This is a genomic window from Streptomyces vietnamensis (genome assembly GCF_000830005.1).
Taxonomy (GTDB): Bacteria; Actinomycetota; Actinomycetes; order Streptomycetales; family Streptomycetaceae; genus Streptomyces; species Streptomyces vietnamensis.
In genome coordinates this window covers 1,827,001-1,839,785 of the sequence record NZ_CP010407.1, presented here as the reverse complement: position 1 = coordinate 1,839,785, position 12,785 = coordinate 1,827,001, and the positions used below count along the sequence as shown (strand labels likewise).

14 protein-coding genes are annotated in these 12,785 nt (G+C 72.4%); 1 reads left to right on the top strand and 13 read right to left on the bottom strand.

What is annotated here, in order from left to right; all coding sequences use genetic code 11:
• Positions 1 to 94: 94 nt before the first annotated feature.
• The 10 genes from SVTN_RS08070 to SVTN_RS08025 form a co-directional block, all read right to left on the bottom strand.
• The gene (locus SVTN_RS08070; RefSeq protein ID WP_041128449.1) at positions 95 to 1,024 is read right to left on the bottom strand and encodes a PDR/VanB family oxidoreductase; all 930 of its coding nucleotides are present in this window, start codon (positions 1,022 to 1,024) and stop codon (positions 95 to 97) included.
• A 2-nt stretch (positions 1,025 to 1,026) separates the two neighbouring features.
• Complete coding sequence (locus SVTN_RS08065; protein WP_041128448.1) at positions 1,027 to 2,478, bottom strand: purine-cytosine permease family protein; 1,452 nt, start codon at positions 2,476 to 2,478, stop codon at positions 1,027 to 1,029.
• Complete coding sequence (locus SVTN_RS40935) at positions 2,475 to 2,789, bottom strand: Rieske (2Fe-2S) protein (RefSeq protein ID WP_052499016.1); 315 nt, start codon at positions 2,787 to 2,789, stop codon at positions 2,475 to 2,477. Before SVTN_RS40935 ends, SVTN_RS08065 begins: the two co-directional genes overlap by 4 nt.
• The gene (locus tag SVTN_RS08055; RefSeq protein ID WP_041128447.1) at positions 2,786 to 3,655 is read right to left on the bottom strand and encodes an iron-containing redox enzyme family protein; all 870 of its coding nucleotides are present in this window, start codon (positions 3,653 to 3,655) and stop codon (positions 2,786 to 2,788) included. The genes SVTN_RS40935 and SVTN_RS08055 overlap by 4 nt, the downstream gene beginning before the upstream one ends.
• Positions 3,652 to 4,458, bottom strand: coding sequence for a dihydrodipicolinate synthase family protein (locus SVTN_RS08050; protein ID WP_041128446.1), 807 nt, complete (start codon positions 4,456 to 4,458; stop codon positions 3,652 to 3,654). Before SVTN_RS08050 ends, SVTN_RS08055 begins: the two co-directional genes overlap by 4 nt.
• A gap of 25 nt (positions 4,459 to 4,483) precedes the next feature.
• Complete coding sequence (locus SVTN_RS08045; RefSeq protein ID WP_245727469.1) at positions 4,484 to 5,041, bottom strand: DUF6190 family protein; 558 nt, start codon at positions 5,039 to 5,041, stop codon at positions 4,484 to 4,486.
• Entirely contained in the window at positions 5,031 to 6,209 is a 1,179-nt protein-coding gene (locus SVTN_RS08040; RefSeq protein WP_041128445.1) for an aminotransferase class I/II-fold pyridoxal phosphate-dependent enzyme, read from the bottom strand. The genes SVTN_RS08045 and SVTN_RS08040 overlap by 11 nt, the downstream gene beginning before the upstream one ends.
• Before the next feature lie 219 nt (positions 6,210 to 6,428).
• Positions 6,429 to 7,130 (bottom strand): DsbA family oxidoreductase, encoded by a 702-nt coding sequence (locus SVTN_RS08035; RefSeq protein ID WP_041128444.1) that lies wholly within the window; start codon positions 7,128 to 7,130, stop codon positions 6,429 to 6,431.
• Positions 7,131 to 7,168: 38 nt separating this feature from the next.
• Positions 7,169 to 7,969, bottom strand: coding sequence for an MBL fold metallo-hydrolase (locus SVTN_RS08030; protein WP_041128443.1), 801 nt, complete (start codon positions 7,967 to 7,969; stop codon positions 7,169 to 7,171).
• Positions 7,970 to 8,039: 70 nt separating this feature from the next.
• Positions 8,040 to 8,978 carry a DMT family transporter gene (locus tag SVTN_RS08025; RefSeq protein WP_041128442.1) on the bottom strand — a complete coding sequence of 313 codons (939 nt, stop codon included), beginning with the start codon at positions 8,976 to 8,978 and terminating at the stop codon, positions 8,040 to 8,042.
• Positions 8,979 to 9,100: 122 nt separating this feature from the next.
• On the opposite strand from SVTN_RS08025, the gene SVTN_RS08020 reads away from it, so the two are divergent.
• Complete coding sequence (locus SVTN_RS08020) at positions 9,101 to 9,769, top strand: TetR/AcrR family transcriptional regulator (RefSeq protein WP_041128441.1); 669 nt, start codon at positions 9,101 to 9,103, stop codon at positions 9,767 to 9,769.
• Here SVTN_RS08020 and SVTN_RS40930 read toward each other — a convergent pair.
• From SVTN_RS40930 to SVTN_RS08005, 3 genes are all read right to left on the bottom strand, one after another.
• Positions 9,752 to 10,501, bottom strand: a complete 750-nt coding sequence (locus SVTN_RS40930) for a TetR/AcrR family transcriptional regulator (protein ID WP_078908251.1) — start codon at positions 10,499 to 10,501, stop codon at positions 9,752 to 9,754. The two genes, SVTN_RS08020 and SVTN_RS40930, sit on opposite strands and share 18 nt — an antisense overlap.
• 214 nt (positions 10,502 to 10,715) lie before the next feature.
• Positions 10,716 to 11,630: a DMT family transporter gene (locus tag SVTN_RS08010; RefSeq protein ID WP_041128440.1), complete on the bottom strand. Its 915-nt coding sequence runs from the start codon at positions 11,628 to 11,630 to the stop codon at positions 10,716 to 10,718.
• Positions 11,631 to 11,969: 339 nt separating this feature from the next.
• Complete coding sequence (locus SVTN_RS08005) at positions 11,970 to 12,665, bottom strand: ArsR/SmtB family transcription factor (protein ID WP_041128439.1); 696 nt, start codon at positions 12,663 to 12,665, stop codon at positions 11,970 to 11,972.
• Between the last annotated feature and the right edge of the window lie 120 nt (positions 12,666 to 12,785).

Here is a 12,785-nt window from a genome sequence, read left to right as displayed (position 1 = left end):
GCCGACGGACCCGCACCGACCGAGGCCGGTGCGGGTCCGCCCGTCACAGATCTCCGCCCGTCACAGATCTCCGCCCGTCACGGATCTCCGCCCGTCACAGATCCAGGACGAGACGCCCGCCGCGCGAGCGCCCCACGCAGATCATCATCGTCGCCCCCGAGGCCTTCTCGTCCTCGCCGAGGACGGAGTCGTGGTGCTCGGGCGTCCCCGCGATCACCTTCGTCTCACAGGTGCCGCACCAGCCCTCCTCGCAGGAGTACGCGACACCCGGCACCACCTCCCGCACGGTGTCGAGCAGGCTCCGTCCGGCCTCCACGCGCAGCACCCGCCCGGTACGCCGGAGCTCGACCTCGAAACCGCCCTCGCCGGGCGACTTCTCGACGGGGCCCGCCGCCCCGAACCGCTCCACGTGCAGCGGCCCGGCCCACCGCTCCTCCACCGCCCGCAGCAGCCCCTCCGGGCCGCAGCAGTACACGGCCGTCCCGGCGGGCTGCCCGGCCAGGGCGGCGTCCAGGTCGGGCAGGCCCTCCGTGTCCTGCGGGACGAGCGTGACCCCGGGCAGGACGGAGAGCTCCTCGCGGTACGCCATGGAGGCGAGGCTCCGGCCGCCGTACAGCAGCGACCACGACCCCGGCGGCAGGGAGCGGATCATCGGAAGGAGCGGGGTGATGCCGATGCCGCCCGCGACGAACAGGTACCGCTCGGCGGGCACCAGCGGGAACCGGTTGAACGGGCCCCGCACCCCGAGGAGCGTGCCCTCCCCGACGGCGGTGTGGAGCTCCTCGGAGCCGCCCCGGCCCGCCGGTTCGCGCAGCACCCCGAGCCGGTACGTGCTCCGGTCGGCCGGGTCGCCGCAGAGCGAGTAGTGCCGGACGGCTCCGGACGGCAGCGTCACCTCCAGATGGGCGCCGGGCTCCCAGGGCGCGAGGTCGGCGCCCGTGGGGTCCGCCAGGAGCAGCCCCCGTACGCCTTCCGCCTCCTCGGCGACCGACCGGACCGTCAGCCGGACCGTTGGCACGGACATCATCACCTCGCAGCTCGTGACGGCGGAAGGAGCGGCTCCGGCCACACCCGGCACAGGGCCCCGTACAGCACGGCGGCGACCAGGAAGGAGGCCGGCAGGCTCAGGTCGACCCCGCCGGTGAGGCCCGTCAACGGGCCGGTGTACAGCGGGTTGTTGACCCAGAGGACCCCGATGACGGACCCGGCCGCGAAGGCCGCGACCGCTCTCGGGTTGACCCCGCCCGTGTACCAGTAGCGTCCGCCGCCGCCCGTGGCGAACGCGCGCAGCGCCTCAGCGTCGTACCGGCCCCGGTGGAGCACGTACCCGACGGAGAGCACGGCCGCCCACGGCGCGACGACCGTGAGCAGCAGCGTCACGAACGCCGACATGGCGTCCATGGCGTCGTACACCACCGCCCCGAGGTATAGCACGGCCGCCGCGAGCAGCGCGACCACCGTGGTCACGGCGGCCCGCGAGGAGCGCCAGAACACCGAGTTGGCGGAGAGCCCGGCCGCGTACAGGCACAGACCGGCCTGCGGCAGGGTGCCCGCGAAGCCGAAGACGACCACCGCCACCGCGAACCAGCCCGGCACCGCGTCCGTCAGGCCCTGCAGCCAGGGCTCGTCGGGCACGGGGAAGAGCGTCGTCACGTACGCGCCGGTGAGCAGCGCGGCGAGACTGCTGAGGAACATCGAGATGCCGCTCGCCCGCACCACCCGGCCGGTGGGGGTGGAGGCCGGCATGTAGCGGGTGTAGTCGCCCTGGAAGGTGGCGTACGACAGGGGCACGGTCGCGGACGCGGTCGCCGCGAGCAGCCAGGTCTGCAAGGTGCTGTCGAGTGCCAGGGGCCCGCCGGCGTACCCCGCGTCGAACTTCGGCGCGAGCACGAGGGCCGTGCCGAGCAGGACCGCCCCGCCGGTGACCGCCGTGATCCGGTACGTGCGGACCAGCGTCTCGTGGCCGCGCACGGCGACGAGCGCGACCGCCGCCGCCGTCACGAACATCGCCACGGTCAGCGCGCCCGGACCCGTCGGCGTGTCGAACAGCCGGTGTCCCGCGACCATCACGGCCGTGCCGCCCGTCCACACGGCGATCGCGAAGAAGCCGAGCGCCGTCACCACCGTGATGAGGTTGCCGACGACCCTGCCCCGCACCCCGAAGTGCGCCCCGCTCGCCACCGGATCGTTGGTGCCGGTGCGGACGCCGAACCGGGCGAGCGGCGCGAGCAGCGCCGTCCCGACGGCGACGCCCGCCGCGATCGCGGTCGCCGACGGCCACCAGCCCAGACCGAAGACCACGGGCAGCGCGCCGAGCACCACCGTGCCGAACGAGAACTGCGCGGAGGGCCAGATCCAGCCGAAGTCGGCCGGCGTCGAGGTGCGCTCCGCCTCAGGGACGGGCGCGATGCCGTCGTGGTCGACCGCCGCACGGGGCGGCGTCACGGTGGACGCCGCCCCGGTCGGTGTGGTGGTCATGAAGCGCCCCCGGAGAGGGCCTCGGGACGCTCGTCCTGACCGGGCAGCACGTCGACCACCCGGAGGGCGGCGCAGGCCGCCCCCGAGACGCGCTCGCCGCTGGTCAGGTCGAAGGTCGTGTGGTGCAGGGGGCAGGTGATCCGCAGCCTGTCCCCGTCGACCCTGCCGTACTTGAGCCGGCCCCCGCGGTGGGGGCAGAGGGCGGCCGCGAGGACCTTGCGGCCGCCGACCTCGACCAGGACCAGGTCCTCGGTCACCTGGCGGACGACGGGCTCGCCGGAGCCCCGCCGCCCGGCGGGCACGGCCGTCATGCGACGGTCTCCCGCGCCCGCGCGATCGCCGTCTCCGTGGCCTCGCCGACGATGTCGGAGGCCAGCCGCACGCCCGCCCAGATCTTCGCCAGGTCCGGCTCGTCGAGCGCCCTGATCGCCGTACGCATGTGATTGCTGTGGTACGAGTCGATGTAGAGGTGCTCGGTGTAGTAGGCGTCCTTGACGATCCCCAGGCGCCGCGCCGCGCGGGCGAAGCTCTGGAAGGCGTACAGGACGCTGGTCTCGAAGTAGGCGTACGCCCCCAGGAAGTACTGCGGGGACGGCGCCCGGCTCGCCAGCCAGTGGAACATGTTGACGTACGCGTAGCACTCCGGTGCCGTCTCGTCGAGGTAGTCGTCGAGGTCGAGGCTCATGCCGAGCTCGGTGAGCAGGTCCCGGTAGAGCTGGGAGTGCGCCTTCTCCTCGTTGCCGCAGCCGAGTTCGTCGATGAGGACCCGGAAGACCGCCATCGCCGAGCGGTACGGCAGCCGGGGGACGACCGGGAGCAGCGACTCGGACTCGGTGAGCCCGTCGAGCGCGAACTGCCGCACGATCACCTTGAACTGGTCGAGCGTGGCGTGCTCGGCGAGGAAGATCGCGCTCTCCGGGAGTGCGGCCTCCTCCTCGGCGAGGAACTCCTTGAGCGCCTGGAGCAGTTCGCCGACCGAGCCGAACCGGGGCGCGGAGGCCTCGTAGGCCCGTGCCTTCGGCAGGATCCACCGCTCCTCGATCGCGGTCATCGAGCCGTAGTCGCCGAGGTTGGGCACCCGCCGGTAGAGGGCGTGGAGTTCGCGCTGGGCGGTCGCGGCCGGGGCCGCGATCGAGTGCGCGGCCACCGGGACCGCGGAGGCGGGGGTGGTGCTCATGCCGCCTTCGCCTCCTCGTGCGTGGTGGGGGAGCTGATCACGCCGCGCGCGTGGAGTTCCTTCTTGACCCAGCGGTACCAGTCGTCGAGGAAGACGCCGTACTTCTCGCAGACGGTGTTGATCTCGGCCTGGCGGTCCGGGGTCGGGTCGACCAGCATCGCGTTGCACAGACCGGGTTCGAGGTTGGCCAGCGGGCCGATGAAGCCCTGGATGCCGCGGGCGTCGACGAGGAGGTTCTCCCAGCCCTCGAAGACCGGGATGCCCGTGCCGGCCTCGGCCATCCTGCGGGTGAAGGCGGCGTCGCCGCTCGACTCCTTGATGCCGACGATCCCGGGGATCTCCTCGCAGATCCGGATCAGGGTCTCGAACTCGATGCGATTGCCCGACAGCGCCTCCTCGTTGTAGAGGAAGATCGGTATGTCGAGGGCCGCGCGGATCGCCCGGTAGTGCTCGACGATCTGGTCCTGCGTCACCTCGGCGCCGAACGGCGTGGTGACGACGACGGCGTCGGCGCCGATCTCGGCGGCCGTGCGGGCCCGGTCGATCACCGAGGCGGTGTCGGGGAGCTGGATCCCGGCGAGCACGGGCAGGCCGTCGGCGTGCTTGACGGTGTACGTGACGACGTCCTGCCACTGGCGGGCGTCGAGCTTCCAGCCCTCGCCGGAGGTCAGGGCCGGCATGAGGCCCGTGACCTCGGTCCTGATGTGGTCCAGGAGGCGGACGACGCTCTGCTCGTCGACGGTGCCGTGCTCGTCGAGCGGGGTGATCAGCGGGACGACGGTCCCGGAGTAGGTGCCAGGCATGAGTGGGGTGCCCTTCGGAAGGTGTTCAGAGGGTGTCGGAGTCGACCGTCAGCACCAGCGAGCGCCGGTAGAGGTCCTCCAGGTACGCGGGGAACGCGGACTCCGCGCCGGCGCCGAGCGGCACGACGGGCAGGTCGGTCCTCCCGAGCAGCCGGGGGCTCGCCGTGTGCAGCGCCCCGTCCCGGCCGATGACCTGGGCGAGGAGCAGGCGCTCGTGCGTGGGCAGGCCTTCGAGCGCGGGGGTGGTGAAGGCCCGCCGCAGGTCCTCCTCGTCGTACGGGACGCGGTCGATGGCCAGGTCGGTGTGGAGGACGTCCATGAACGGGTAGTACTCGTCCTGGACCTTCCGCTCGTAGCCCCACACCAGGTCGTCGCAGCGGCCGACCTGCTCCCAGTTCATGAAGACCCGGCCGGCGTCCCCGGCGGCGAGACGGGCCGCGAAGAAGGACTTGGCTGCGGTGCGGACGGCGTCGTCCTCGCTGTGCATGCCCATGAAGAGGGTGGCGTCGATGAACACCGCGGGGGCGTGGCCAGCCGCTTCGGGGGTGGCGTCGAGCGCCTCGGGGGTGGTGTCAGCCGGCATAGCGCTCGAGCACCTTCCGCATCCGCTCCATCGCGCCGGCGAACACCTCGGGCTCGCGGGCCAGGGCCAGGCGGACGAAGCGCTCGCCCTTCTCCTTGGTGTTCCAGTAGAAGAAGGTGCCCGGCAGGACGTACACCTCCTCGTCGAAGAGGACGGCCTGCAGCTGGGTGGCGGTCAGGTGCTCCGGCTTGATGCGGAACCAGGCGACGCTGGTGCCGACGACCGGCTCCTGGAACTCCAGGATGGTGCCGTCGAGGGCGGCGCGGGCGGCGTCGCCGTTGGTCTTGATGATGTCGCGGACCGAGGCGAAGCCGTCCTCGATGGAGTCCTCGATGTACTGCGTGACCATGTTGAGGACGAACGGCGACACGTTCAGGAGGACGCTGGTGTGGAGGTTGTAGACCTCCTCCTGGATGTCCCGGCTGGCGGTGATCATGGCGCACTTGGCGTCCTGGATCGGCCAGGTCTTGCCGGTGTCCTCCATGACCATGTAGGTGACGCCGGACTCCTCCAGGAGCTTGTAGATGTCGACCCGGCCGATGCCCTCGTCGCACAGCGCGAAGGAGGCGAAGCAGAAGTCCATCACCAGGACCTTGTCGTGGTCCACGCAGTAGCGCACGACCTCGGCGAAGCCCTCCAGCTTCTCGGCGAGCAGGGTGAACCCGGTCGGGTTGTTCGGGTCGACCAGGTAGATCGCGTCCGCGTCGATCGACTCGACCAGACGGTCGTAGATGGCGTCCTTGTCGTGCAGGACCGACTCGTCGACCGGCCCGAGCGGCACCTGCATGTTGCGCAGCAGGTCGACCAGGTTGTCGAAGCAGGGCTCCACCAGCTGCACCGACATGCCGCGCTGCTTGAGGAACATGCCGGCCACCATCGTGGAGACGCTGGCGGAGTACGAGAGGAGCGTGCGGTCCATCGCCCGGGCGGTGGGCTGCTGGTGCAGGCGGAAGAAGGCGTCGACGAACTGGCGCTCGAAGTGGGCCTGCTGCTTCGACTCGGACTCGTGCCAGAGCTCGGGGAGCCGCGAGACGATCCGCTCCTGCGAGGCGGACTGGCGCTGGTGGGTGTGGGCGTCGGCCAGGTTGAACCGGGTCTTGAGGGCCTCGATCTCGTGCTGGGTGAGGTCGACGAAAGTGCTGACGTCTGCCTTGTCGGTCAACGACATGAAGAACTCCTGCTTTCGATACGAAACTCGTCCGGAATTCCGGCGGCGTAAACGACTGTAGGAGCTTCGAGCGGCCTTGCGAATAACGGCAGGGTCACGCAATTAATAATCACCGCGATGTTTTACGGCAGAAAAAAAGGAACGACGGCCAGGCATTCCGCGAATTGGAATGCCTGATCGTCGTTCCCGTTGTTCTGCCGCCGGCGGCGGCTTGTCCGTCTATTCCGTGGCGGCCCGCAGCAGGATGTCCTCGTACACCTTCGGGTCGTCGGAGGCGATGACCGGCCAGCCGATGCCGTACGCCCCCTCCCAGCCCACGTCGATGCCGGGGTTGGCGTGGTCGGAGCCGTCGGGCAGGAACAGGTGGGGGCTGCAGTTCACGCGGTCGCTCCTGGACAGCGCGGCCTGGTCGGAGAGGGCCCGGCGGGCCCGTCCGTCGTCCAGGGCCTCGGCGAGGGCGTCGACGTCGACGGCGCCCGTCTCCGCGGCCACGTCCAGGATCACCTTGCGGTGGCTGATGCAGCGCGACTCGGCCCAGAAGGCCCGGCGCAGCCCGAGGTCGAGCTGCTCCGAGGCGTTCAGGCTCTGCTCCTTCGCGGCGAGCACCGCCTCCAGGGCGGGCAGCGTCGTCGAGGGGTACAGCCAGTCCTTGGCCTGCCACAGCTGCCAGCCCGCGGCCGGCTCCAGGCTGGCCATCCGGGCGACCTCGCTGTCCGTGCCGGGGCGCGGGCTCGGGGCGTCGTTCAGCAGTTCCAGGGGGAAGGCGCGCAGGTCGAAGGAGACCTGCTCCTCCAGGCCCAGGCGGGCCCGGGTGGCGTGCAGCCGGTGGATGGCGATGTGCGCGAAGGAACACCAGATGTCGGAGAAGACGGTGACGACTCCGCGCGGCGGGGTCAGATCGGCGGTGGTCGGGTCGGACATGGTTCTCCTCGGTTCGGGGGCGCGGGCGGGAGCGGGGCTCAGCCGGCGGTGGACTCGTGGGCGTCCAGCGCCGCCTCGAGGTCGAGGTCGGCGTCGGGCAGCCAGGCGGGCAGGGACGGGATGCGGGCCATCGCGTCGAAGAGCCGGGGTACGGCGGCCTCCGCGACGGTCGGCCCGTGGGCGCTGAGGAGTCGTGCGGGCCGCAGCGCGGCCAGTTCGTGCACGGGCCGGAGGAACTTCGCCTCGTCGACCAGCGCGGTCCACGGGGCGATGGCCCGGTTCAGTACCTCGAACCCGTGGAAGAATTCCTCCTCGGAAAGTTCGGTGAAGTCCTGGCGAATTTCTTCGACGACGGTGCCGAAGCTGTCGGAGCTGTAGAGCGTTCCATCGGAATGGTCGAACACGGCAAGGGTCCCCGGTGAATCGAAGGTGGGCGGCCGGTGAAAACTCAGCTCACGATCACCGATTTTCACGCGACTTCCCGGGTTCGCGGTTACTACCCGTTCCTGGGGAATGCTGAACTCTTCCGATATTCGCGTCAGTGATATCGCGTTGGCGAGCACCTTCGCGTGCGGCGCGGCCTCCAGGATCCGGGCGAGCGCGCCGGTGTGGTCGCGGTCGTCGTGGGTGACGACGATCCAGCGCAGATCGGCCGGGTCGATCAGCGACCAGAGGGAGTCCAGGAAGCCCTCCCGGTCGACGGGCATGCCGGTGTCCACGAGGAGCGGCTGTCCGGACCGTACGAGGAAGGCGTTCACCGGCTGGTCGCCGAGACCGGGGATGGGCAGGGCCGAGGGGAGGACGTGGATGTCCGGCCCGGCGGTGTAGGACGTCTTCACGAGCAACCTTTCATCGGGCACCGAGCGGGCCGGGGCCCCGGGCGGGGCCCGGGGGAGGCGCCGGCCTCGGTCAGACGAGCTGGATGGTCAGGGAGCCGGCGATCAGCAGGGCGAGGCCCAGGGCGCGCGGCTTGGTCAGGGAGCGCTGCGGGAGCTTGAACAGGCCCTTGTGGTCGATCAGCGCCGAGGTCAGCTGCTGCCCGGTCACGGTCAGGGCGATGGTCACGGCCGCGCCGATGGTGGGGATGAGCAGGAAGGTGCCGGTGACGTACGCGGCGGCGCAGGCGCCACCGAGCCAGCCCCACCAGGGCATCTTCTTCAGCGGGGCGATCTTGGGCTTCGGGGTCTTCCGGGTGAAGTACAGGACGAGCAGGACGATCGCGATGGTGAGGGTCGCCACGGCGAAGCTGATCACGGCGACGGTGATGGGCTCCTTGAGCTGGGCGCGCAGCTGGGCGTTGACCGCGCCCTGCACCGGCAGCACGCCACCGGCGACGATGCCGAGGACGAGCCAGCCGACGCGGCCGGCGGCGGACATCTTCGGGGCGCCGGGAGGGGCCGCGGCCTTCATGCCCCGGATGATCACGACGATGCCCGCGAGGACGGCGAGGGCGCCGAGGACGATGCCGACGCTCAGGTCCTTCTGCTTCAGGCCGAGGAGGCCGAAGAGGTCGAGGGCGAGCGAGGAGAACATCTGGCCGGTGACGAAGAGTCCGACGGCGGCGAGGGCGCCGAGCCGTGGGAACAGCAGGATGCCGCTGGTGATGTAGAGCGGGCTGGCGAGTCCGCCGAGCAGCTGCCACCACTCCACGTCGGGCAGCTTGCCGAGCGCGCCGAGCGCGCCGGCGGCCACCGCGAGCACGACGAGCAGCGTGGTGGCCACGCCGAGCTGGATGGTGGAGGCACCGTACGGGGTGCCGACGGCCGAGTTGAGCTGGAGGTTCACCGAGGCCTGGACGGCCAGGAGGCAGCCGACCAGCAGGGCCGCGGCGAGAAGCGCGGTGTGCATCTGGATCTCCCTGGGGCGGGATGGCGAGCGGATAAGTGGACACTGAGTCCGTTTAGCATGCCATGCAACATGGCAAACGGACAAGGTGTCCACTTAGCCCCGAGGGAAGTAAGGTCTGGTCCATGAGCGAGGAAGAGCAGCGAGGTCGTGGAGCCGCCTCCGTGCACCGGGTCGGCGGGCTCCTCGGGGATCTGCAGGCCGCGGACGAACAGCCGGTCGCCCCGCGCAGACGCGCGGACGCGGAGCGCAACCGCGCCCAGATCCTGGCCGCGGCCGAGCGGCTCTTCGCCGAGCAGGACCCGCGGTCGGTCACCATGGGCGAGATCGCCAAGGCCGCGGGCGTGGGCCGCGCCACGCTCTACCGGAGCTTCCCCGATCCGTCCTCGGTCGCCGTGGCGCTGCTCGACGAGCACGAGCGCCGGCTGCAGGGGCAGCTCATCTACGGACCGCCGCCGCTCGGACCCGGCGCACCCGCCGGGGAGCGGCTCGCGGCGTTCTACCTGGCGATGCTCGACCTGCTCGAACGGCATCTGCCGCTGGCCCTGGGGGCGGAGACGGGCCCCGCGCGCTTCCGGACGGGCGCGTACGGATTCTGGCGCGTCCACGTCCGGACCCTGCTGGTCGACCACGGGATCGAGGACCCGGACCCGCTGATCGACATCGCGCTCAGCCCGCTGTCGCCCGAGCTCTTCCAGTTCCAGCGGCACGAACTCGGCCTGTCGGCCGAGCGCATCGGACGTTCACTGGCGGCCTTCGCGCGCCAGCTGCTGCAGTCAGGAGGCGGTCGCTGACCTGCCCTTCGGCGGGGCCGGGACCGGCCGGGCCGACACCGGTGGGGTCGGCACCGGTCGGGCCGACACCGGTGGGGCCGGGACCGGCCGGGCCGGCGCCGGGTGGACGAGCGCCGGCAGGATCAACTCCCAGATGCGGCGCAGCCGTTCCTCGGCCGGATCGTGCAGGGCGCCGCTCTCGGCGGGCCAGGGGGCGTCGGCCGACGCGCTCGGGCGCCGCATCTCCAGCTCCACCCCGGTGATCACATAGCCGATCAGCGCCGCGACCGCCGTCGCCTCCACGCCCGGTCGCAGGGCCTTCTCCGCCACCGCGTACCGCGCGAGCCGGCACACCTCGCGCCGCCAGGGGCACTCCTGCCCCGGCCCCGGCTCCGTCGACTGCAGCTCGCGGGCGAGGCGTTCACCGGCCCGCGCCACGTGGTCGGTCTCGAAGAGCCGGATCAGCGCGTGGGTCGTGATGACCAGCTTGTCGATCGCGGTGCCGCCCACGCCCTCCGTGGACAGGCAGGCCGACTCGACCGTGATCCGGGTGACCGCGCGGGCCCGCCCGCGCACCGCGGTCGCCAGCTCCGACTTGGTCGCGAAGTGGAAGACGAGGGCGCCGGTGGTCACCCGGGCCTCGCCGGCGATCCGGGCCAGGGAGGCCCGCTCGTACCCCACTAAGTCGAACACCCGGGCGGCCGACGACAGGATCTGCTGTCTCGTACGCTCCGCCCGCTGCTGAATCGCCATGAGCTCCCCCGTGGACTCGCGAGAAGGTGCCGGAGGGTTGTGTTCCGGCCCGCGCCTGTGACCGACTCGAAACTATCCGGCCGGAGAGCGGCGAAACGTGGCTTCTGTGCCGCCCGGCCGGAACTGGGGCTTGACGCGCGTCTTCGTCCCAGGTCGCGGGCGCCCGGACCGCACGGGCCGCCCGCGAACTGACCGGAACCGGAGGTATGGCCTGTCAGGTGGATTCAGCCGTTCCGGCGGCCACGGAAGCCCGCGCACGGGAGCGGGATACGGCCACACCCGCGAGGCACAGCGCGCCCCCGGCGAGCGTGAGCAGGCCCGGCAGTTCACCGAGCAGCACCCACGCGAGGACCACGACGAGGGCGGGCACGGCGTACGTCGTCGCGCCCATCCGTCCGGCGGTCGTACGGGCCAGGGCGTAGGCCCAGGTCGTGAACGCGAGCGCGGTCGGGAACACCCCCAGGTAGACCATGTTCAGGGTCGCCGACAGCGGGGCCCGCCCCGCCTCCTCGACCAGCTGCCCGGCGAACGGCAGACAGGCCATGGCGCCCACCAGGCATCCGAAGGTCGTCACCTGGAGCGCGCTGCCGTGCGCGAGCGCCGGCTTCTGCGCCACGACCCCGCCCGCGTACGCCATCGCCGCGAGCAGACAGAGGACCACCCCGAGCGCGGAGGCGTGCCCGCCGGAGCCGCCGCCGGACATCGACAGGCCGACGGTCACCGCGCCCGCGAAGGAGACCGCCATGCCCGCGAGCAGCCGCGGCGGCAGCGACTCCTTGAGGAACCGCGCGCCGAGCAGGGCGATGAGTATCGGCCCGATGTTCACCACCATCGCCGCCGTGCCCGCGTCGACCTCCTGCTCGCCCCAGTTCAGGACCACCATGTACACCCCGAACCAGAGCAGCCCCGAGACCAGGATCCCCGGCCAGGCGGCCCGCGGCGGCAGCCCCTCCCGCCGGACCAGCAGCACGGCCCCGAGGACCAGCGACCCGGCGAGCAGCCGGCCGAGCGCGAGCGCACCGGGGGAGTAGGCCGCCCCGGCACTGCGGATGGAGACGAAGGCGGAGGCCCAGAGGACGACGGTGACACCGGCGGCGACGAGCGCGAGCCGGGAGGATTGCTTCTGCATGCCCTGAAGGTAGGGCCGGAATGCTTCGGTGCTCACCGCAATATCGCCGGGGCCGCGGGCCGCGGGCCGCGAGCCGCGGGGCGCCGGGGCGCCGGAGGCGGCAGGGGGCTGGGGCGCCGGGTGCGGCTGGGGTGCCGGGGGCGGCAGAGGCGGCAGGGGTGCCGGGGGCGGGCGGGCGCGGGCCGGCCACGCCTGCCGGGGCACGCCCGCCTTGCTTCGCTCGCCGGGGCCGCGGCCTGCCGGGGGCCATGCCCGCTTGGTCGCGCGTTGCTTGCCGCTTGCCGGGGCCGTGCGCCCGCCTCGCCTGCCGGTCTGTGCCCGCTGCGGGCCCGCGCCCGCTCAGCGCAGCGCCGCCGCCGGGATGCCCAGGCCCGTCCGCAGGGCCGTCTCGCCCTCCGCCGTCACCTTCACCGCCCGCTCCGACCCGATCCGCACGCACCATCTGGCGTCGAGCGCGTGCCGGCACAGTGCGGCGCCCGCGAGGCCCGCGAGGTGCGGGCGGCGTTCGGTCCAGTCGAGGCAGCCGCGTGCGACGGGCCGCCGCCCCTTCCGTGCGAGCGCGATGCCCTGCTCGTCGAACCAGGCCAGGCCCCGGTCCGTGAGCGCGAACCCGGTGTCCTGGCGCAGCAGCCCCCGCTCGGTCATCGCGTCGGCGATCGCGATGCCGAGCCGTCCCGCGAGGTGGTCGTAGCAGGTCCGGCCGCGTGCCATCGCCGCCCCGGCGCTCGCGGCCCGCAGCGAGCGCGGCGGCGCGGGCACCTCGGGCTCGGACCGGGCGGCCAGGTCCTCGACGAGGTGCGCGATCCCGGGATCGGCGAGGCGTACGTACCGGTGTCTGCCCTGCCGTTCCTCGGCGAGCACCCCGCCCGCGACCAGCTTCCCGAGGTGCTCGCTGGCGGTGGACGGCGCCACCCCGGCGTGCCGGGCGAGCTCCCCGGCGGTCCAGGCCCGCCCGTCGAGCAGGGCGAGCAGGAACGCGGCGCGGCTCTCGTCCGCGAAGAGCGCCGCGAGCGCGGCGAGATCACTGGCAGTCATGGGGCAAGCCTGCCGCACACACGCTTCGGCGGCGGCCGAAGCGTCGTACGCGGGCACGGAGGCGCTGCCCAGGGGTGCGCCGTCCAGGGGCGCGCCGTCCGGGGGTGCGCCGTCCGGGGG